We start from the raw sequence: 20189 nt of genomic DNA, 5'->3' as shown, positions 1-20189 counted from the left end.
AAAATTATGTCAACAAATATCTATGATATAGCAAATGAATTGGAACGTGCAATCCGTAACCTGCCTGAATATAAGGCGGTGGAAGCCGTTAAGGTCTCAGTTGAGGGGGATTCAGAAGCCAAAGAAATATTGGAAAGTTATATTTCTTTCCAAAAAGAAATCCAATCTAAATTGCAGGCTGGTGAAATTCCTACTGAAGCTGACCAAAAGAAAATGTTGGATTTCAACAAGAAAGTTCAGGGAAATCCACTTTTGACAGAATATTTCAGCAAGCAACAACAATTGGGAACTTATGTAGCTGATTTGGAACGTATCATCTTCAAGCCTCTCAACGAATTGTTGTAATATATTTATATTTGATAGGAGCAGGGTGTTAGGTCGTGGATTGACGCCTAGTATATACTGCTTACGTAGAGTTCTTATCTCCAAGTACAGATTCAGAAACGGTACTTTGGGGAGTAAGAACTTTTTTTCTACCTTCTCACAGCATCCATTTCTTATAAAGTTATGGTAATTACTTGACATTTTCTAATAGAAGTTCTACAATATATTTAGTATATGGTTATAACCAGTTTGATAAGTGTATATATCAATAAAGGAGATAGTATGACAGTATTTATAAAAGCAAAATCTATTATTTTACCAGAGAGTGAGGTCGAATCAGCCTATTTGGAAATTACTGACAAGGGTCAGTTTGGACGGATTGTGACCGAAAAGCCTGAAGGGGAGATTGTTGATTATTCGGACTTTCATTTAGCACCAGGGCTAGTTGATACACATATCCACGGCTACGCTTCTCACGATGTTATGGACAATGATTTTGAAGGGATCAAGGTAATTTCAGAAGGCCTCTTGTCTTGTGGGGTAACCTCTTGGCTTCCAACGACCTTAACAGATACGACTGAAAATTTAGATGCAGTTTGTGAAACGATTGGGACTTATGCAGGGCAGGAAACAGGCGCCAAGATTCAAGGTATTTTCTTAGAAGGTCCTTTCTTTACAGAAAAATACAAGGGAGCACAAAATCCTAAGTACATGAGCGATCCATCCATTGAAAAGTTGGACAACTGGCACAGCTTATCGAAAGGTTTAGTCAATAAAATTGCCATTGCGCCAGAAAGAGAAGGCGTGACAGAATTTATCGAATTTGCCAACAGCAAGGCAATTCATACTGCCTTGGCTCACAGTGATGCGACCTATGCACAAGCGGAAGCAGCAGTAGAAGCTGGTGCCAATATCTTCGTCCATGTTTACAATGGGATGAGTGGGCTTCATCACCGTGAACCAGGTATGGTCGGAGCTGCTTTGAATTTAAAAAATGTCTATGCGGAAATGATTTGTGATGGACACCATGTTCATCCAGCTGCGGCAGAAATCGTGGTCAAAGCACGTGGCGCAGAGGAAACTGTTTTGATTACGGACTGTATGCGAGCTGGCGGTATGGGTGAAGGAGAGTCCCGCCTCGGTGAATTTGAAGTTGTTGTAAAAGATGGAACTGCTCGTTTAAAAGAAAGTGGTAGTTTGGCAGGTTCTATCTTAGAATTGATCGAAGCAGTGCAGAATGTTGTGAAATGGGGCTTGGTGTCCCTACCTGATGCCCTTCGTATGGCCTCTCTGGCACCAGCTCGCTCTGTCAATATTGACCATATTTGTGGTCGGATTGCAGAAGGCCGAGCTGCAGACTTTATCGTCGTAGATGATGCAGGACGCTTACAAGCGACCTATCTAGATGGCGTGAAACGATTTGGTTAATAAAATTCCTTAGGAGGAAACTAATGACAAAATTACAACTTTCTCAGGCTAAATTCAATCACATGACCCGCTTGTCAAACAGCGATCAGGTGATTGCGGCTTTGGCGATTGACCAACGGGGGGCTTTGAAACGCTTGCTTGCTGCTGCAGCAGGTGGTGGCGAATTTGGAGATGACATTTTGATTGACTTCAAGAAAGTCATCTCAAGTGATTTGACCCCTTATGCAAGCTCTATCCTCTTGGATGCTGAGTATGGTGTTCCAGCTTCAGAATTACGCCATGCAGATTGTGGCTTCATTGCAGCTTATGAAAAAACAGGTTACGATGCGTCCACACCAGGTCGTTTGCCAGACCTTTTGCCAAACTGGTCAGCTAAACGCATCAAAGAATTGGGAGCGGATGCCGTAAAAATCTTGCTTTACTATGATGTAGATGACAAGCCAGAAATCAATGACATTAAGCATGCCTGGGTAGAACGCATTGGTAGTGAGTGTATCGCAGAAGATATTCCTTACTTTGTCGAAATCTTGACTTACGATGCCAGCGATATGGATGTGACTTCTCGTGAATACGCAGCCCTCAAACCACACAAGGTCAATGGTGCCATGCGTGAATTTAGCAAGTCACGTTATAATGCAGACGTGCTCAAGGTTGAAGTGCCTGTCAATATGAACTTTGTAGAAGGCTACACAGATGAAGAGCCAGTCTATACAGTTGAAGAAGCTAAGGCCTTCTTCAAGGAACAAACAGATAGTACTCACTTGCCATTCATCTATTTGAGTGCAGGTGTATCTGCCAAACTCTTCCAAGAAACACTTGTCTTTGCTAAAGAAGCAGGTTCAAGCTTTAATGGTGTCCTTTGTGGTCGGGCGACTTGGAAGGATGCAGTAGCCATCTTTGCAAGCGAGGGTGAAGAAGCAGCCAAAGCTTGGTTGGCAGATCAAGGCCGCCGCAACGTAGAAGAACTCAACGAGGTTCTAGCAACTACAGCATGTCCTTGGACTGAAAAAGTTGAAGTAAAATAATTGTTTTAGTAGGGTCTGAGCTTAGGTTCAGACTTTTTTGTGACATCAAATATAGTCATTTATACCCTTCGAAAATCAAAATCAGTCGTTGTTGACCTGATTTTGCAATCCGCTCTTATATCTCCCACCTTGAACAGTTCATTTACTGTGCAAGCAATCTAGGGGACTGTTTCAAGTCAATGCTAAAAATTAAGTTATAGCTGGCGGCTGTTGACAGATCGTTTTATAGCTAATAATATAGGGGTTTATTTTTAGAAAAATTCGAAAAAACTTGAAAAATCTGAAAATTTACGCAATTTCCTATTGACAAATAATTTGAAAACAGTTATGATAGTTACAAATAAATGAGGAAGGGAAACAGAGATGTTACAAATGTGTCAAAATCATTCAGCTAATCATACTTATTTCTACGGCTATTTTAGATAGTGTTTGTAGACATGGTAAACATGGATGCAAACACGGGAACGTAAAGTTTGTATCTATGTGGCTGTAGCTATTTTGACATGTGCCCATAGATGATACATCTAAATGGCACGGATAATTCATTCTGTTTTCCTATACAGATGAAATACAAGGACCGTTTAGAGTGTAGTCTAAGCGGTCCTTTCTTGTTTGCTATTATATTTATAAAAGGAGAATAATCATGGGATTTAAAAAAATTATACTTAGTTCAGTAGCACTTTTGTCAGCAGTAACGCTTGCTGCATGCAGTTCCAATTCGTCAGATTCAAGCTCAGTCAATGTTGGTATTATTCAATATGCTGAACATGAAGCGTTGACCTCAGCTCGTGAAGGTTTTGTAGAGGCACTCGAAGAAGCAGGCTACAAGGAAGGTGAAAATCTGACGATTGATTTGCAAAATGCCCAAGGTGATCAAGCAAACTTACAGACAATGGTTGAGAAATTGGCAGGGAAAAATGATCTTAACTTTGCCATCGCAACACCGGCAGCCCAAGCCATGCTTAATGCAGATAGTGAAACATCAAGTGTATTCACAGCTGTCACAGATCCAGTTGAAGCAGGTTTGGTTGAATCATTGGAAAAACCAGGTGGGACCATGACGGGATCGACTGATGCAACTGATGTGGAAGGTCAAATCGAGATGTTGCTCAAAGTTGTACCAACTGCGAAGACTGTCGGTATTTTCTACAATTCTAGCGAGGTTAACTCAGAAGTTCAAGCTGAGCAGGCTAAAAAAGCACTCGAAGCAAAAGGTGTAAAGGTAGAAGTGACAACAGTTACGACGACAAACGATGTTCAGCAAGCTATTACTTCACTTGCAGGAAAAGTCGATGCTATCTATCTTCCAACTGATAACACAGTTGCCTCTACAGCTTCAACAATCGGTGATATTTTAAAAGAAGCAAAAGTTCCAGCTATGGGAAGTGACGCAGCAGTTATTGACGCAGCTCTATTTACCTACGGTGTCGACTACCATGCTATCGGTGTTCAAGCTGGTGAATTGGCCGTGAAGATTTTGAAGGGTGAAAAGCCAGCTGACTTAGCAGTTGAAAAACCAAATACAGCGGCTATTACTGTCAATGAAGAAATGGCTAAAGCTGTTGGTATTGATGCAGCGACTATAAAAGCATTAGAAGAGTAAAATATTTAGGAGAAGAAACGTTTATGTATTATAAGCTAGTAAAAAAATTGGCAACTATTTCAGTAGCAAGTATGGGTTTGCTAACACTTGCAGCTTGTTCCTCATCATCAGAACAAGCTTCCTCAGATGTGGTCAAAGTTGGAGTTCTCCAATATATGGAGCATGAATCATTGACAGCTGCCCGTGAGGGTTTTGTGGCGGAATTAGAAGCAAATGGCTACAAAGAGGGTGAAAAATTGGTTTTGGATTATCAAAATGCCCAAGGCGATCAAGCTAACCTTCAAACCATTTCAGAACAATTAATCGATGGAAATGATATTGTCTTGGCAATCGCTACGCCGTCTGCCCAGAGTTTAGCGACTGTGTCTACTGAAACGCCGATTGTCTTTACTGCGGTTACAGATCCCTTGTCAGCTGACTTGGTAGAATCCATTGAAAAACCAGGTGGACTGTTGACAGGTACTTCTGATCAAGCTCCAATTGACAAACAGGTTGAATTGCTAGGACAAGCTGTTCCTGATGCTAAGACAGTTGGTATTTTGTACACTACTAGCGAACGTAATTCAGAAGTCCAGGTAGAGCAAGCTAAGGACTTGCTAGAAAAAGCAGGTTATAAGGTAGTGGTAAAAGGAATCACTTCGACTAATGAAGTACAAGATGCGACAACAAGTTTGATGAAGGATGTAGATGCTCTCTTTATTCCAACAGACAATACTGTCGCTTCAACCATGACCATGATCGGTGAATTATCTGTAGAGCATAAGGTTCCAGTAATCGGTGGTTCAACGGACATGGTGGATGAAGGAGGTCTTTTGACTTACGGTACCAACTATGAAGCTTTAGGTCGTCAAACTGCAAAAATGGCTATTAAGATTATCGAAGGAGCCAATGTGTCAGAAACAGCGGTAGAATACCCAGAGACCGTCAGTCTTCACGTTAATGAAGAAATGGCTCAGAAATTAGGTATCGATACTTCTAAGCTTGCTGTATCTGAATAAGATTGGTATGATAGTACCTAGTATTGACTACGAATTTAGAAAAAGGAGAAAATCGTGGATATTATTTTATCAAGTATCTCGCAAGGCTTGCTTTGGTCAGTTATGGCGATTGGTGTTTACTTGACGTTTCGTATTTTAGATATTGCTGATATGACAGCTGAGGGCTCTTATCCGCTTGGAGCTGCTGTTTGTGCGACAGGGATTGTGAACGGAGTGAATCCCTTGCTGGCAACCTTTATGGCTATGGTAGCTGGTATGGGTGCAGGATTGATTTCTGGTTTACTTCATACAAAACTAAAAATTCCAGCCCTTTTGACTGGTATTGTAACCTTGACAGGACTCTACTCCATCAACTTGAAAATTTTAGGCAAAGCCAATGTAGCCCTGCTCAAACAAGAAACACTGGTGACCCAATTGCAGGATTTCGGTTTGACAAAAACCAATGCTGTTTTGGTGATTGGTCTGGTCTTTGTACTAGCAGTTGTAGGCCTATTGACGCTCTTGCTCAATACACAAATTGGTCTAGCTATTCGTTCAACAGGGGATAACATTCCAATGAGTGAGGCCAATGGTATCAATGTAGACAATATGAAAATCTACGGCTATATGTTGTCGAATGGTCTAATTGCCCTTTGTGGAGCTCTTCTTACTCAGAATAATGGCTATGCAGATCTCAACTCAGGTACTGGTACCATTGTTATCGGTCTAGCATCTGTCATTATTGCAGAAGTTATCTTGCGTAACTTACGCCTGGGTTGGAGACTCCTATCGGTTGTTCTCGGTGCAGTTGTTTACCGTTTGATTATCTTAGCGATTTTGGAAATTCCAGGTATGGATGCAGACCTTGTTAAACTCTTCTCAGCTATCCTTCTGGCAACCGTTCTCTATGTGCCAGAATTGCAGAAGAAATTGAATATTCGTCGTCCAAAATTGAATGGAAATGCTTAGGAGGAAGTCATGTCTACAATTTTATCAATTCAAAATATTCATAAAACCTTCGAAGCTGGAACAGTTAATGAGAACCATGTCCTTCGTGGGTTGAACTTAGATGTAAAAGAGGGTGATTTTATCTCCATTATCGGTGGTAATGGTGCTGGTAAATCAACTTTCATGAACTCACTTGCAGGTGCCTTGACGGTTGATTCGGGCGATATTTTGCTTGAAGGTAAATCCATTAAGCATGTCTCAGCTGCCAAACGTTCTAAGGACATCAGCCGTGTCTTCCAAGATCCTAAGATGGGAACAGCTTCCCGCTTGACCATTGAAGAAAACATGGCTATTGCCTATCGTCGTGGATTGTCACGTGGTCTTGGCTGGGGTGTGAAGGATAGTGAACGTGCTATTTTTAAGGAAGCCTTGAAAGAGCTTGGTCTGGGACTAGAAAACCGTATGAAGGTTGACACGCAATTTCTTTCAGGTGGTCAACGTCAGGCCTTGACATTGATGATGGCTTCGCTGGTCAAACCAAAGGTCCTGCTCTTGGATGAGCATACTGCCGCCCTTGATCCCAAAACTAGCGATATGGTCATGGAATTGACTAAGAAGATTGTCGAGAGTCACCAGTTGACAGCTCTGATGATTACGCATAATATGGAAAACGCCATTGAATATGGTAATCGTTTGGTCATGTTGCACCGTGGTCAGATTGTTGTCGATGTAGAAGGAGAAGAGAAGAAGAACTTGACTGTTCAAAACTTGATGGACCTTTTCTACAAAAACAGTGGTGAAAAGCTAACTGACGATGAAATGATTTTATAAAAAAATAAGACTACTGATGATTTTGAATCAGTAGTCATTTTTCTTATCTCGTCATTTAGTTGACTTTTATTACTTCGACGTAAGAGGAAACTCCGTTTCCTTATTTCCAAATTCAAACACTCTACTGGATTGTTTGAACTCGTCTTGCCTGCTTTTGCAAAAGCGACGTGCTCCGCTCTTTTATCTCCCACCTTGCACAGTCCATTGACTGTGCAAGCAATCTGGGGGATACGAATAGTCCAGTGGACTATTCGTACCTGAGCCTGAGAACAAAAAAGCGAAGTACATCAGCTGGTCGCCTAGAAACAAGAAAGCATTGAGTTATACCTGCGGCTTTTGATGTGAACTAAAAGGCTATACTTGTAGAAATTCTAGCATTTCTTCCATTGGAATTTGATGGATGGCAGCCTGTCCCGATTGAGGGACGATGACGAGTTTGATGGTCTTGCCACGTGCTTTTTTATCGTGAGTTAGGGCGGCGTATAATTCATCTACATTCCAAGGTTGGTGTGTAGTCGGCAAGCCGAATTTTTCACACATTGCGATAATCTTTTCTGTCATACCAGCTGGCATCAGTCCTTTTTTCTCAGCTGCGCGTGAGATTTGTACCATACCGATAGCAACAGCTTCACCGTGCATGACCTGGCCGTAGCCAGCGGTCGCTTCAATAGCATGTCCAATCGTGTGACCGAAGTTGAGGTAGAGTCTGACACCGTTGTCTAATTCATCTTCGACAACAACCTTGCGTTTGACTTCACAGGAGTGGTAGATGATATAGTCAGCATGCTCCAGAATGCTCTCGACAGAGCCGTCTAATTGGTCTAGGGTTTCCCAGAGCTCCACATCATCTATTAAGCCATATTTGACAACCTCGCCCATTCCTTCAATCAATTCTCGTTTGCCGAGTGTTTTTAGGGTATCAGGGTCAATGAGCACACCGTCTGGCTGGCAGAAGGTGCCTACCATATTTTTAGCAAATGGTGTATTCACGCCAGTTTTTCCACCGATAGAAGAATCAACTTGGGCAGTTAGGCTGGTTGGGATTTGTAGTAAATGAATGCCACGCATGTAAGTTGATGCCACAAAGCCAGCCAAATCGCCAACGACACCACCACCCAGGGCAATGATTCCGTCACTGCGTGTCATGCCATTTTTTACGAGAAATTCGTAGGCCTGGTTGACAGTGTCAAGATTTTTTGAGGCTTCACCTTCTGGAAATTCAAAGATTATGGTTTCAAAGCCAGCTGTTTCCAGACTAGTTTGAACGGTGGTAGCATAAAGGGGAGCAACATAATCATCGGTGATAATGGCGATTTTCTGAGGTTTCCAGAGCCCTTTGACCCATGTACCTGTCTGTGCTAAACTTCCTCTTTGGATGAGGATGTCGTAGGGATTGTGGGGAAGATTGACGGTCAGTTTCATCAGATTTCCTCTCTATTTGATGTCGTATTTCTGGACTAATTGGTCCCAAATCAAGTCAGCCGGCATTTCCTTACCAGTCCAGGTTTGGAATGCTTCAGCCGCTTGGAAAAGGAGCATGCCCAAACCATTGATAGTTGGATTGCCTTGTGATTGGGCAAGCTTCATTAAAGGTGTTTCGAATGGTTGATAGATCACATCTGCAACCAAAAGATTTTCAGGAAAGCGAATGGTAGAAGGAACAGGTTGAGAATACCCATCCATGCCTACACTGGTTCCGTTGACTAGTAAGTCGGAGTTGGTAATATGTTCCTGTAGTAATTGGCTATCTTCAAGCGCTAGAATCTTCATGGGAACTCCAGTTGCTTGAGCAATAGGTGTAAGACTCGCCCGTGTTCTTTCCAAGCTTTGTTGACGGCAGAAAATGGTAATTTCCTTTGCACCATCCAATGCAGCCTGAGCTATGATAGCAGTAGAAGCACCGCCGCCACCTAGAATGGTCAGTCGCTTGTTGCGTACTTGGAATCCTCTTAGTTTTTCTAAACTTTTGAAGAATCCAATGCCATCGGTATTATGACCGATTAGTAAGCCGTTCTGATGAATGACAGTATTGACAGCGCCAATCAGGCGTGCAGAGGCTGTTAAATCATCTAGATAAGGAATGACAGCTTGTTTATAGGGCATGGAAAGATTGATGCCAAACATATCGTAGCGTTTGATATTTTCAAGAGTAGCAGCCAAATCCTCTTCTGGAATTTCCAAAGCGACATAGACACCATTTACACCTGTTTCCTTAAAAGCCAGATTATGAATGAAGGGGGAAATGGTGTGTTTGATTGGATTTGCAACAACGGCAGCAAGACGAGTGTAACCATCAATGTTCATAGCTTACCTCCAAATTATTTATCCTATAAAAATTAAGGAAAGAATTAGACAGTTTGATGAATTTCACGAATCAGAGCTTCCGTTTTTTCCCAACCCAAGCAAGGATCGGTAATGGATTTGCCGAATACCTCAGGGCTATCTTGACGGCCGTCTTCTAAGTAGGATTCAATCATGAAACCACGGACATATTTGCGAATGGCTTCATTCCAATCACGGTTGATGAGGGTTTGACGGACGATACGGATTTGTTCCAGGTAATTTTTACCAGAATTGTCGTGGTTGGTATCAATTACGATAAATGGATTTTTAAGACCAAATTGTTCATACTGTTTGATGGTTTTCAAGAGAATATCATAGTAGTAGTTTGGCTCATAACCGCCCTTTTCAGTATTGGCACCACGAAGGATAGCATGAGCTAGAGGGTTGCCATCTGTATCAACTTCTGCATCGCGGTAAATAAAGTTCTGTTTGTTTTGTGCGGCGTAGATAGCATTGAACATAACGGTCAAATTACCAGAAGTTGGGTTTTTCATACCAGTTGGCATATCGACACCTGATGCAACAAATCTGTGTTCTTGGTCTTCAACCGAACGTGCTCCGATAGCATGGTAGGACACCAAGTCTTCCACAAGAGGGTAGTTGGCAGAGTAGAGCATTTCATCAGCAGTTGTGAGTCCGGTCTCAGTAATGACACGGTAATGCAAATTACGAACGGCTGCAATTCCGTTAATGAGGTCTGGTAATTTAGAAGTATCTGGCTGATGAACCAGTCCTTTATAGCCTTCCCCATTGGTACGTGGTTTAGCTGTGTAAACCCGCATGACCATGAAGATTTTATCTTTGACTTCCTCTTGAAGCTTAGAGAGACGACGTGCATATTCTAGAACGGCCTCCTCATTATCTGATGAGCAAGGGCCGATAACCAAGAGCAGACGGTCATCTTCGCCTCGGATAATTCTTTTCAGTTCTTCATCGCGCTGATTTTTTGCAGCTAGAAATTCTCCTTCTAACTTGGAAAGTTCCTTTACTTTATCAATGTCTAAACTGGTGCTACGTTTGTGAATTCCCATAATATCTTCCTATCTGTTGTAAATTTCTCGGATGAGTTCTTGTGTTTTTTCCCAGCCTAAGCAAGGGTCTGTGATGGATTTTCCATAGACATCTGGATTGTCTTGGCGACCGTCTTCAATGTAGGATTCAATCATGAATCCGCGAACGTAGTTACGAATGGATTTGTTCCAGTCGCGGTTGATTAAGGTCTGACGAACGATACGGATTTGTTCCAAATAATTTTTCCCAGAATTGTCATGGTTGGTATCGATAATAATAAATGGATTTTTCAAGCCAAATTGGTCATAGAGCTCAATGGTTTCTAGAAGATTGTCATAGTAATAGTTTGGTAGGTATTTACCATTTTCATTGACTGCGCCACGAAGAATAACGTGAGCAAGTGGATTGCCAGATGTTTCAACTTCAGTATTGTTGAAGAGAAAGGATTGCTTCTTCTGAGCAGCAAAAAGACCGTTGAACATGACTTTGAGGTTACCAGATGTTGGATTTTTCAAGCCTGTTGGAACATCGATGCCTGACGCTACAAAGCGGTGCTGTTGATTTTCAACCGAACGAGCTCCGATAGCGATGTAGGAAACCAAGTCATCAACCAAAGGCAGGTTTTCAGGATAGAGCATCTCGTCAGCAGTAGTTAAACCTGTTTCCGTAATGACACGATAGTGGAGGTTACGAACTGCTTTGATTCCGTTGATAAGGCTTGGTGCAGCATCTGTATCTGGTTGGTGCATGAGTCCTTTATAACCATCACCATTGGTACGTGGCTTGGCAGTATAGACGCGCATGACCATGAAAATTTTATCTTTGACCTCTTCTTGGAGCTTGGCCAAGCGATGAGCATAATCTAAGACAGCCTCTTCATTGTCAGAAGAACATGGTCCAATTACTAGGAGAAGACGATCATCTTCACCTTTTAAGATGGCTTCAAGTTCACGGTCACGAGCTTGTTTTTTAGCAAGTGTTTCAGGAGAAAGTTTAGAATGCTCTCGGACTTGATTGATGTCAATTTTTTCGCTGATTGGTGTAAACAATAGGTCTTCCTCTTTCATTTATAGATTTCTCAATTATACCATTATTTTTAAGAATTTAAAACCAATATTCATGATTTTGTGTGAAATTTACAGTAAATTCTGAATATTTTATATAAAGAAAATTTAAGAAATTTTACTTACAATAGGTTAACGATTTTTGATTCATACACTTTGGATAAAAATGTAATGGAAATTGATTTTTTTTGCAAGTCATTGTCATAAAAATCAGAAAATATTTAATAAATATGATAGAATGGAAGTAATACTAGTTTGGGGTAAGGATATGAAATTAAGAAAAAACGTAGAAAAACTACAGGGTGTGATTCGTGTCCCAGGTGATAAATCAATCAGTCATCGTTCTATTATTTTTGGTTCCCTTGCAAAAGGTGTTACTCGTGTCCACGATATTTTGCGTGGGGAAGATGTCTTGTCAACCATGCAGGTCTTTCGTGATTTGGGTGTGAAAATTGAAGACAATGGTGATATTGTTGAAGTACACGGTGTTGGCTTTGATGGTCTTCAAGCACCCAAAAATGATTTGGATATGGGAAATTCTGGAACCTCGATTCGTTTGATTTCAGGCGTTTTAGCAGGTCAAGATTTTGAGGCGACTATGTTTGGTGATGATTCCTTATCCAAACGTCCTATGGACCGAGTAACTATTCCACTCAGTCAAATGGGAGTAGAGATTTCTGGACAAACTGAACGTGACCTACCTCCGTTGACCATCAAAGGGAATAAGAATTTAAAACCAATCCACTACCAACTCCCTGTAGCCTCTGCCCAAGTAAAATCAGCTCTGATTTTTGCTGCCTTGCAGGCTGAGGGAGAGTCGGTCATCGTAGAAAAAGAGTTGACTCGAAACCATACAGAAGATATGATTGTCCAGTTTGGTGGACAGTTGGAAGTCAATGGCAAGGAAATCCGCATCCAAGGTGGTCAGGAGTTTATTGCCCAAGAGATTACAGTTCCAGGAGATATTTCAAGTGCTGCCTTTTGGTTGGTTGCTGGTTTAATCGTACCAGGTTCAAAAATTGTCCTTGAAAATGTGGGAATCAATGAAACTCGGACTGGTATTTTAGATGTCATTAAAGCTATGGGCGGTAAAATGACTCTTTCTAACATAGATGAACTTGCAAAATCTGCTACTATTACAGTTGAAACGTCGGAATTGAAGGCTACGGAGATTGCAGGCGAATTGATTCCTCGTTTGATTGATGAGTTGCCAATTATTACCTTACTAGCGACTCAAGCACATGGAACAACGATTATTCGTGATGCTGAGGAGTTGAAAGTTAAAGAAACGGATCGTATTCAGGTTGTTGCAGATGCTCTAAATAGTATGGGAGCAACTATTGAACCAACAGAAGATGGTATGATTATTCACGGACCAACTGCTTTACATGGTGCTGAAATCAATACATTTGGTGACCACCGTATCGGTATGATGACCGCCATTGCCGCCTTGTTGGCCAAAGATGGAGAAGTTGTATTGGAAAGAGCAGAAGCTATCAATACTAGCTATCCTGCCTTCTTTGAACACTTAAATAGTTTGATGGATTAGGAGAACGTATGCCAATCGTTTTACTTGGATTTATGGGAGTTGGAAAAACAACAACAGCACATTTGTTAAATCTCCCCGTTTACGATATGGACCATATCATTGAAGAACGGATTGGTATGCCTATTGCTGACTATTTCAGTCTTGAAGGAGAGGCTTCGTTTAGACAACTGGAGACAGAGGTGTTGAAAGAATTGCTGGACTTACCTAGTAATTGTATCGTGTCAACTGGTGGTGGTGTGATTAAATCTGAAGTAAACAGGGAATTGCTGTTGGCGAATAGGGAGGACAATGTACTTCTTACTGCCTCCTTTGAAGTTTCCTATCAGAGAATTCGTAAGGATAGACAATCGCAAAGACCTCTCTTTTTACAGTGTAGTAAGGAAGAGTTTGAAGCCCTCTATCGTGAACGAATGGCACTTTATCAAGGTTTAGCCGATACTGTAATCGATACAGATAAACTGAATCCAGAACAAGTAGCAAGGAAAATTTTATGCAAGTAGCCTATCTAGGACCTCGTGGTTCTTTTACACATCAAGTGGCCCAGCAGGCCTTTCCGACTGCGGATTTGCAGGCTTTTGAAACGATTACAGAGGTTATCAAGGCCTACGAAACGGGGGAAGTTACCTATTCCGTTATTCCAGTAGAGAACTCGATTGAAGGTAGTGTTCATGAAACGATTGACTATCTCTTTCATCAGGCGGAGATTCATGCGGTTGCAGAGATTGTTCAACCGATTGCCCAACAACTGTTAGCCACGAGTGCCGATAAAGCTGTAGAGGTTATCTATTCTCATCCGCAGGCAATTGCTCAGGGGAAGAAATATATTCAGGAACATTTTCCTCAGGCTCGTATTGAAATAACAGCTAGTACAGCCTATGCTGCTCGCTTTGTGGCAGAGCATCCTGAACAACCATTTGCGGCAATTGCTCCGCAAGCGGCAGCTGTTGAATATGGACTGGAGGTAATTGCGCAAGACATCCAGGAAATCAGCGAGAATTTTACACGCTTTTGGATTTTGGGGGATAAGGCTCCGTCTATTGCACTGGAACAAGTAGCTAAAAAAGTCAGTCTTGCATTGACATTGCCAGATAACCTGCCAGGAGCCTTGTATAAGGCCATGTCTGTTTTCTCATGGAGAGGAATCAGCTTAACAAAAATAGAAAGCCGACCCCTGAAAACGGCTTTGGGTGAGTATTTTTTCATACTGGATCTTGACAATCAGTCTGAGGAATTATTAGCCTATTCTCAAAAAGAATTGACTAGTTTAGACATAACCTATAAAGTACTAGGGAATTACCTGGTCTATATGACCAGCTAGGATGAAGACAGATGAATAAAAACAATAATATCCTAACCCATCATGAACAATTGAGGTTAGATTATTTGCAAAAAAATATCCACTACTTAAATGACAAAGAAAGTCGTGAGTTGGATTATCTATTATATAAAAAAGAGCTGAGAGAACGGCATGGAAGTCCAAGGCAATCTCTACGTAGCTTCACACCAACGGCTTACGAAGATGACTTCGAGGAAGATTATTTTGAAGAGGATGATGAGCAAGAGGAACTGTTGCCTCGCTATCCTGAACGTAGATCCAGAAAAACAAGACAAGCCAAACCTCAACGGTTTCAGTCTCCTCGTATCGAGCCCAAAGCGAAAGTACCTAAACCTAAAAAAGCTCGTAAAAAGGGTGGTTTCAAGCGCTTTATTGGTTTCGTATTGCTTGCTATAGCGCTAGTGATTGTAGCGATGGGCTATAGTTTTTTCAAAGGTATGAATAGCGTGAGTGAGAAGCCGGTAGCTGAGGTCTTCAACGGCGTAGATACGTCGAATGGGACAAATATTTTAATTTTGGGAACAGACGGTCGTGTTGGCGAAAGTTCAGGTGAAACTCGAACAGATACCATCATGGTTCTAAACGTGAATAACACGGATAACAAAATCAAACTTGTTAGCTTTATGCGGGATACCTTGGTGGATATTGAGGGATATGAATATAAACTCAATACTGCCTATACTTTGGGAGAACAGGATAATCAGCAAGGGGCTGAAGAAGTTCGGAAGGCGTTGAAGAATAATTTTGACATCGATGTCAAGTACTATGCGATGGTGGATTTTGCAACCTTTGCGACAACGATTGATACACTTTTCCCTGAGGGCGTAACGATTGATGCACAGTTTTCAACTATTAATGGTGAAGTCGTTAGCTCAGTAGAAGTGCCGAATGATTTACAGCTGGAAGAAAATGCTCCTGCTTATCAAACGATTCAGGTCGGTGTACAGCAGATGGATGGTAAGACCTTGCTTAACTACGCGCGCTATCGTTCGGATGATGAAGGTGATTTTGGTCGTACGAGACGTCAACAGGAAGTGTTATCTGCTGTTATGACACAGGCTAAAAATCCAATGAAACTATTCTCTGGCTCCGAAGCTATAGGTAAGGTTGTGGCGATGACTCCGACAACAGTGCCACAGAGCTTTATGTGGCTACAGGGACCAGACCTTCTATTGGATGCAGCAAATGGTATCGAACGTGTTACAATCCCAGAAAATGGAGACTGGATTGACGACTATGATATGTATGGTGGTATGGCTCTTCGTGTTGATTTTGAAAAATACCAGCAGCGCTTGGCTGAGTTAGGCTTGCGTTAAGAAATATGGTATACTAGAAGTGACTTCGGTCACTTTTTTAGTGGTCCAAAAATAGAAAGTAGAATTATGTTAAAGAAAAACGATATTGTCGAAGTAGAAGTTGTAGATTTGACACATGAGGGGCAGGGTGTGGCAAAAATTGATGGTTTTGTCTTCTTTGTAGACAATGCTCTTCCAGGCGAGAAAATTTCCATGCGCATCTTAAAACTTAAGAAAAATATTGGTTTTGGTAAGGTGGAAGAATGGCAGATCTTCTCACAAGACCGTAATCAGGACTTGGATTTGACCTATCTAAGAACAGGTATTGCTGACTTGGGGCATCTCACTTATCCAGCCCAACTAGCTTTTAAGAAAAAACAAGTTGAGAATAATCTACGTAAGATTGCAGGTCTGCCAGAAATAGCAGTAGCAGATACTTTGGGAATGGACAATCCTCTTGCTTATCGCAATAAGGCAGCTGTTCCTGTTCGTCGTGTGAATGGGCAGTTAGAAACAGGATTTTTCCGAAAAAATTCACATGATTTAGTTCCGATTGAGGATTTTTACATTCAACATAAGGAAATTGATGCCTTGGTTCTAGCGACACGTGACCTGTTGAGAAAATTAGACTTGAAGCCTTACGATGAGAAAGAACAGACAGGACTTGTGAGAAATATTGTTGTTCGTCGTGGTCATTATTCAGGTCAGTTGATGCTAGTTTTAGTTACGACTCGTCCGAAGATTTTCCGTGTTGAAACCCTTATTGAGCGTTTGACAAGCCAATTTCCAAATCTTGTTTCTATCGTTCAGAATATTAATGACCAGAATACCAATACTATATTCGGTCAAGAATTCCGTCTTTTGCATGGCAGTGAAACTATTGCAGATACCATGTTGGGCAATGAATTTGAAATTTCTGCACCGTCTTTCTATCAAGTCAACACAGAAATGGCTGAAAAACTCTATCAGACCGCCATTGACTTTGCAGAATTGTCGGCAGATGATGTCGTGATTGATGCCTATTCAGGTATTGGGACAATTGGTCTCTCCTTTGCAAAACAAGTTAAGCATGTTTACGGTGTAGAAGTCGTTGAAAAGGCTGTCCTTGATAGTCAGAAGAATGCTGCTCGAAATGGGATTGATAATGTTACCTATGTCTGTGATAGCGCTGAATCCGCTATGCAAAAATGGGTGGCAGATGGAGTCAAGCCAACTGTGATTTTTGTCGACCCACCACGAAAAGGTTTGACAGAAAGTTTTATCAAAGCAAGTACTTCTGTAAAACCAGAGAAAATCGTTTATATCTCTTGTAATGTGGCAACCATGGCGCGTGATATTAAACTTTATGAGGAATTGGGGTACAAATTGACGAAGGTACAGCCGACTGATTTATTTCCAAATACGCATCACGTGGAGTGTGTTGCTCTGCTTGTAAAAGCTTAGAAACCTTTGAACGAAAGGGATAATGAAAGCCTTGATTGCAAGGCTTTTTGCTTTATGGTGGGTAAGTATCAGAGTGAGAAAATTTTTGGAATGAGTAGAAGTGATAGCTAGAAATTATCAGTTTCTATTTCCATTTACCCTGTGGGTACGTGTTTGTTTCCATTGACAAGGAGTTTGTGGGAATAGAAATGTACCCACCTTGTTTGAATCAAGTGAAGTGTAGTTGAAGGAAATCTGTTGAAAGCAATACTTCATTTTACCGAATAAGTAATAATTTAGGCAACTTCAAATCGATTAAAAAAAACTATTTTAAAGGTTAAGAGTAGACAAAAATTGTCCACTCTTTTTTGTAAACTCAATTTATCAATAAATGAAATGAGGGAATGTAAAATGAAATATTTTGAGGTTGAGTTAGAAAATCCTGATGAATTTTTAAAACTACAAACAGAAGATTTTGTGAAAGCTAATCGCTTGCTACTAAGGAAGATAATCCAGAGCGTTACAGTCTATGAAGAACACTTCGTCATATCCTTTAAATCTGGCATCGAATTGGAAGTATGAGACTCATTCCATAACTTTTATATTGAACATATCATCTTGTTGTGTTATACTATAAATTGAAGTTAAATTAGATGCTAAAAATTTGTAATTAAGAAGGAGGGATTCGTCATGTTGGTATTCCAAATGCGTAATGTAGATAAAACATCTACTGTTTTGAAACAGACTAAAAACAGTGATTACGCAGATAAATAAATACGTTAGATTAATTCCTACCAGTGACTAATCTTATGACTTTTTAAACAGATAACTAAAATTACAAACAAATCATTTAACTTCTGTATTTATTTACAGATGTAATCACTTCAGGAGAGATTACATGAACAAAAATATAAAATATTCTCAAAACTTTTTAACGAGTGAAAAAGTACTCAACCAAATAATAAAACAATTGAATTTAAAAGAAACCGATACCGTTTACGAAATTGGAACAGGTAAAGGGCATTTAACGACGAAACTGGCTAAAATAAGTAAACAGGTAACGTCTATTGAATTAGACAGTCATCTATTCAACTTATCGTCAGAAAAATTAAAACTGAATACTCGTGTCACTTTAATTCACCAAGATATTCTACAGTTTCAATTCCCTAACAAACAGAGGTATAAAATTGTTGGGAATATTCCTTACCATTTAAGCACACAAATTATTAAAAAAGTGGTTTTTGAAAGCCATGCGTCTGACATCTATCTGATTGTTGAAGAAGGATTCTACAAGCGTACCTTGGATATTCACCGAACACTAGGGTTGCTCTTGCACACTCAAGTCTCGATTCAGCAATTGCTTAAGCTGCCAGCGGAATGCTTTCATCCTAAACCAAGAGTAAACAGTGTCTTAATAAAACTTACCCGCCATACCACAGATGTTCCAGATAAATATTGGAAGCTATATACGTACTTTGTTTCAAAATGGGTCAATCGAGAATATCGTCAACTGTTTACTAAAAATCAGTTTCATCAAGCAATGAAACACGCCAAAGTAAACAATTTAAGTACCGTTACTTATGAGCAAGTATTGTCTATTTTTAATAGTTATCTATTATTTAACGGGAGGAAATAATTCTATGAGTCGCTTTTGTAAATTTGGAAAGTTACACGTTACTAAAGGGAATGTAGATAAATTATTAGGTATACTACTGACAGCTTCCAAGGAGCTAAAGAGGTCCCTAGCGCCTACGGGGAATTTGTATCGATAAGGGGTACAAATTCCCACTAAGCGCTCGGGACCCCTTGTAGGAAAATGTCCTAAGTGTGGCAACAATATTGTATTAAAAAAATCGTTTTATGGTTGTTCAAATTATCCTGAATGTACCTTCACTTTAGCTGAACATTTTAGAAAGAAAAAACTCACCAAAACAAATGTAAAAGAATTACTAGAGGGAAAAGAAACCCTGGTAAAAGGAATCAAAACGAAAGATAGAAAGTCCTACAATGCCGTTGTAAAAATCGGAGAAAAGGGATATATTGATTTTATATCTTTCTCAAAATAAACATAAAAGCCCTTTAAAGAGGGCTTTTATATATTAATCACAAATCACTTATCACAAATCACAAGTGATTTGTGATTGTTGATGATAAAATAAGAATAAGAAGAAATAGAAAGAAGTGAGTGATTGTGGGAAATTTAGGCGCACAAAAAGAAAAACGAAATGATACACCAATCAGTGCAAAAAAAGATATAATGGGAGATAAGACGGTTCGTGTTCGTGCTGACTTGCACCATATCATAAAAATCGAAACAGCAAAGAATGGCGGAAACGTAAAAGAAGTTATGGAAATAAGACTTAGAAGCAAACTTAAGAGTGTGTTGATAGTGCATTATCTTAAAATTTTGTATAATAGGAATTGAAGTTAAATTAGATGCTAAAAATTTGTAATTAAGAAGGAGGGATTCGTCATGTTGGTATTCCAAATGCGTAATGTAGATAAAACATCTACTGTTTTGAAACAGACTAAAAACAGTGATTACGCAGATAAATAAATACGTTAGATTAATTCCTACCAGTGACTAATCTTATGACTTTTTAAACAGATAACTAAAATTACAAACAAATCATTTAACTTCTGTATTTATTTACAGATGTAATCACTTCAGGAGAGATTACATGAACAAAAATATAAAATATTCTCAAAACTTTTTAACGAGTGAAAAAGTACTCAACCAAATAATAAAACAATTGAATTTAAAAGAAACCGATACCGTTTACGAAATTGGAACAGGTAAAGGGCATTTAACGACGAAACTGGCTAAAATAAGTAAACAGGTAACGTCTATTGAATTAGACAGTCATCTATTCAACTTATCGTCAGAAAAATTAAAACTGAATACTCGTGTCACTTTAATTCACCAAGATATTCTACAGTTTCAATTCCCTAACAAACAGAGGTATAAAATTGTTGGGAATATTCCTTACCATTTAAGCACACAAATTATTAAAAAAGTGGTTTTTGAAAGCC

22 protein-coding genes and 1 pseudogene are annotated in these 20189 nt (G+C 40.0%); 19 read left to right on the top strand and 4 right to left on the bottom strand.

What is annotated here, in order from left to right:
- The first annotated feature begins 6 nt into the window (after positions 1-6).
- The 7 genes from ODU46_RS02530 to ODU46_RS02500 all read left to right on the top strand — a co-directional run bounded on the left by ODU46_RS02530 (position 7) and on the right by ODU46_RS02500 (position 7136).
- Positions 7-345 carry a YlbF/YmcA family competence regulator gene (locus tag ODU46_RS02530; protein WP_024401417.1) on the top strand — a complete coding sequence of 113 codons (339 nt, stop codon included), beginning with the start codon at positions 7-9 and terminating at the stop codon, positions 343-345.
- 261 nt (positions 346-606) lie between these two features.
- Positions 607-1752: an N-acetylglucosamine-6-phosphate deacetylase gene (gene nagA, locus ODU46_RS02525; RefSeq protein WP_398579185.1), complete on the top strand. Its 1146-nt coding sequence runs from the start codon at positions 607-609 to the stop codon at positions 1750-1752.
- Between the two features lie 23 nt (positions 1753-1775).
- Positions 1776-2777, top strand: coding sequence for a tagatose-bisphosphate aldolase (gene lacD / locus ODU46_RS02520; RefSeq protein ID WP_013730422.1), 1002 nt, complete (start codon positions 1776-1778; stop codon positions 2775-2777).
- 643 nt (positions 2778-3420) lie between these two features.
- A complete protein-coding gene (locus ODU46_RS02515) occupies positions 3421-4380 on the top strand; it encodes an ABC transporter substrate-binding protein (RefSeq protein ID WP_024400040.1) in 960 nt (319 codons plus the stop codon).
- A gap of 23 nt (positions 4381-4403) precedes the next feature.
- The gene (locus ODU46_RS02510; RefSeq protein WP_208572455.1) at positions 4404-5378 is read left to right on the top strand and encodes an ABC transporter substrate-binding protein; all 975 of its coding nucleotides are present in this window, start codon (positions 4404-4406) and stop codon (positions 5376-5378) included.
- 54 nt (positions 5379-5432) lie between these two features.
- The gene (locus ODU46_RS02505; RefSeq protein WP_002940642.1) at positions 5433-6326 is read left to right on the top strand and encodes an ABC transporter permease; all 894 of its coding nucleotides are present in this window, start codon (positions 5433-5435) and stop codon (positions 6324-6326) included.
- Between the two features lie 9 nt (positions 6327-6335).
- On the top strand, positions 6336-7136 hold the full coding sequence (locus ODU46_RS02500) for an ABC transporter ATP-binding protein (protein WP_002940641.1): 801 nt from the start codon (positions 6336-6338) through the stop codon (positions 7134-7136).
- Positions 7137-7490: 354 nt separating this feature from the next.
- Here the strand turns inward: ODU46_RS02500 and aroB are convergent, their stop codons facing one another.
- Genes aroB through ODU46_RS02480 form a run of 4 tightly spaced genes read right to left on the bottom strand, consistent with a single transcriptional unit; the run spans position 7491 to position 11557 of the window.
- A complete protein-coding gene (gene aroB, locus ODU46_RS02495) occupies positions 7491-8558 on the bottom strand; it encodes a 3-dehydroquinate synthase (RefSeq protein WP_398579184.1) in 1068 nt (355 codons plus the stop codon).
- 12 nt (positions 8559-8570) lie between these two features.
- Entirely contained in the window at positions 8571-9440 is an 870-nt protein-coding gene (locus ODU46_RS02490; protein ID WP_398579183.1) for a shikimate dehydrogenase, read from the bottom strand.
- 44 nt (positions 9441-9484) lie between these two features.
- Positions 9485-10510 (bottom strand): 3-deoxy-7-phosphoheptulonate synthase, encoded by a 1026-nt coding sequence (locus ODU46_RS02485; RefSeq protein ID WP_024407365.1) that lies wholly within the window; start codon positions 10508-10510, stop codon positions 9485-9487.
- 9 nt (positions 10511-10519) lie between these two features.
- Positions 10520-11557 (bottom strand): 3-deoxy-7-phosphoheptulonate synthase, encoded by a 1038-nt coding sequence (locus ODU46_RS02480; protein ID WP_398579182.1) that lies wholly within the window; start codon positions 11555-11557, stop codon positions 10520-10522.
- Between the two features lie 265 nt (positions 11558-11822).
- Between ODU46_RS02480 and aroA the strand changes: the two genes are divergently transcribed.
- The 12 genes and pseudogenes from aroA to ODU46_RS02420 all read left to right on the top strand — a co-directional run.
- The gene (gene aroA, locus ODU46_RS02475) at positions 11823-13103 is read left to right on the top strand and encodes a 3-phosphoshikimate 1-carboxyvinyltransferase (protein WP_398579181.1); all 1281 of its coding nucleotides are present in this window, start codon (positions 11823-11825) and stop codon (positions 13101-13103) included.
- An 8-nt stretch (positions 13104-13111) separates the two neighbouring features.
- Positions 13112-13603 (top strand): shikimate kinase, encoded by a 492-nt coding sequence (locus tag ODU46_RS02470; protein WP_024393608.1) that lies wholly within the window; start codon positions 13112-13114, stop codon positions 13601-13603.
- The gene (gene pheA, locus ODU46_RS02465; RefSeq protein WP_002941297.1) at positions 13594-14421 is read left to right on the top strand and encodes a prephenate dehydratase; all 828 of its coding nucleotides are present in this window, start codon (positions 13594-13596) and stop codon (positions 14419-14421) included. Before ODU46_RS02470 ends, pheA begins: the two co-directional genes overlap by 10 nt.
- An 11-nt stretch (positions 14422-14432) precedes the next feature.
- Complete coding sequence (locus tag ODU46_RS02460) at positions 14433-15755, top strand: LCP family protein (RefSeq protein WP_202846231.1); 1323 nt, start codon at positions 14433-14435, stop codon at positions 15753-15755.
- A gap of 66 nt (positions 15756-15821) precedes the next feature.
- Complete coding sequence (gene rlmD / locus ODU46_RS02455; protein ID WP_398579180.1) at positions 15822-17177, top strand: 23S rRNA (uracil(1939)-C(5))-methyltransferase RlmD; 1356 nt, start codon at positions 15822-15824, stop codon at positions 17175-17177.
- A gap of 390 nt (positions 17178-17567) precedes the next feature.
- Complete coding sequence (locus tag ODU46_RS02450) at positions 17568-17738, top strand: hypothetical protein (protein WP_002941306.1); 171 nt, start codon at positions 17568-17570, stop codon at positions 17736-17738.
- Between the two features lie 108 nt (positions 17739-17846).
- A complete protein-coding gene (locus ODU46_RS02445; protein ID WP_001814874.1) occupies positions 17847-17930 on the top strand; it encodes a 23S rRNA methyltransferase attenuation leader peptide in 84 nt (27 codons plus the stop codon).
- A gap of 124 nt (positions 17931-18054) precedes the next feature.
- Positions 18055-18792: a 23S rRNA (adenine(2058)-N(6))-methyltransferase Erm(B) gene (gene erm(B) / locus ODU46_RS02440; protein WP_013362818.1), complete on the top strand. Its 738-nt coding sequence runs from the start codon at positions 18055-18057 to the stop codon at positions 18790-18792.
- A gap of 169 nt (positions 18793-18961) precedes the next feature.
- A pseudogene (locus tag ODU46_RS02435) lies at positions 18962-19222 on the top strand (topoisomerase DNA-binding C4 zinc finger domain-containing protein); the annotation flags it as partial.
- Positions 19223-19341: 119 nt separating this feature from the next.
- Positions 19342-19581, top strand: coding sequence for a peptide-binding protein (locus ODU46_RS02430; protein ID WP_000635249.1), 240 nt, complete (start codon positions 19342-19344; stop codon positions 19579-19581).
- A gap of 48 nt (positions 19582-19629) precedes the next feature.
- Complete coding sequence (locus ODU46_RS02425) at positions 19630-19713, top strand: 23S rRNA methyltransferase attenuation leader peptide (protein WP_001814874.1); 84 nt, start codon at positions 19630-19632, stop codon at positions 19711-19713.
- 124 nt (positions 19714-19837) lie between these two features.
- A partial coding sequence (locus tag ODU46_RS02420) for an rRNA adenine N-6-methyltransferase family protein (protein WP_153052032.1) occupies positions 19838-20189 on the top strand: 352 nt, incomplete at its 3' end.

The sequence above is a fragment of the Streptococcus sp. 2020WUSS089 genome (assembly GCF_044427405.1).
GTDB lineage: Bacteria > Bacillota > Bacilli > Lactobacillales > Streptococcaceae > Streptococcus > Streptococcus hashimotonensis.
The sequence above is the reverse complement of the archived record's forward strand: the minus strand, read 5'-3'. Positions and strand labels throughout refer to the sequence as shown.

Excerpts from the sequence above, each read along its gene's own strand:
- ODU46_RS02510 (WP_208572455.1), top strand. The coding sequence starts at position 4,404 with ATGTATTATAAGCTAGTAAAAAAATTGGCAACTATTTCAGTAGCAAGT.
- ODU46_RS02530 (WP_024401417.1), top strand. The coding sequence starts at position 7 with ATGTCAACAAATATCTATGATATAGCAAATGAATTGGAACGTGCAATC.
- ODU46_RS02460 (WP_202846231.1), top strand. The coding sequence starts at position 14,433 with ATGAATAAAAACAATAATATCCTAACCCATCATGAACAATTGAGGTTA.
- ODU46_RS02490 (WP_398579183.1), bottom strand. The coding sequence starts at position 9,440 with ATGAACATTGATGGTTACACTCGTCTTGCTGCCGTTGTTGCAAATCCA.
- rlmD (WP_398579180.1), top strand. The coding sequence starts at position 15,822 with ATGTTAAAGAAAAACGATATTGTCGAAGTAGAAGTTGTAGATTTGACA.
- ODU46_RS02485 (WP_024407365.1), bottom strand. The coding sequence starts at position 10,510 with ATGGGAATTCACAAACGTAGCACCAGTTTAGACATTGATAAAGTAAAG.
- ODU46_RS02425 (WP_001814874.1), top strand. The coding sequence starts at position 19,630 with ATGTTGGTATTCCAAATGCGTAATGTAGATAAAACATCTACTGTTTTG.
- ODU46_RS02445 (WP_001814874.1), top strand. The coding sequence starts at position 17,847 with ATGTTGGTATTCCAAATGCGTAATGTAGATAAAACATCTACTGTTTTG.
- pheA (WP_002941297.1), top strand. The coding sequence starts at position 13,594 with ATGCAAGTAGCCTATCTAGGACCTCGTGGTTCTTTTACACATCAAGTG.
- aroA (WP_398579181.1), top strand. The coding sequence starts at position 11,823 with ATGAAATTAAGAAAAAACGTAGAAAAACTACAGGGTGTGATTCGTGTC.
- nagA (WP_398579185.1), top strand. The coding sequence starts at position 607 with ATGACAGTATTTATAAAAGCAAAATCTATTATTTTACCAGAGAGTGAG.
- ODU46_RS02515 (WP_024400040.1), top strand. The coding sequence starts at position 3,421 with ATGGGATTTAAAAAAATTATACTTAGTTCAGTAGCACTTTTGTCAGCA.
- ODU46_RS02470 (WP_024393608.1), top strand. The coding sequence starts at position 13,112 with ATGCCAATCGTTTTACTTGGATTTATGGGAGTTGGAAAAACAACAACA.
- ODU46_RS02500 (WP_002940641.1), top strand. The coding sequence starts at position 6,336 with ATGTCTACAATTTTATCAATTCAAAATATTCATAAAACCTTCGAAGCT.
- ODU46_RS02450 (WP_002941306.1), top strand. The coding sequence starts at position 17,568 with ATGAAATATTTTGAGGTTGAGTTAGAAAATCCTGATGAATTTTTAAAA.
- aroB (WP_398579184.1), bottom strand. The coding sequence starts at position 8,558 with ATGAAACTGACCGTCAATCTTCCCCACAATCCCTACGACATCCTCATC.
- ODU46_RS02480 (WP_398579182.1), bottom strand. The coding sequence starts at position 11,557 with ATGAAAGAGGAAGACCTATTGTTTACACCAATCAGCGAAAAAATTGAC.
- lacD (WP_013730422.1), top strand. The coding sequence starts at position 1,776 with ATGACAAAATTACAACTTTCTCAGGCTAAATTCAATCACATGACCCGC.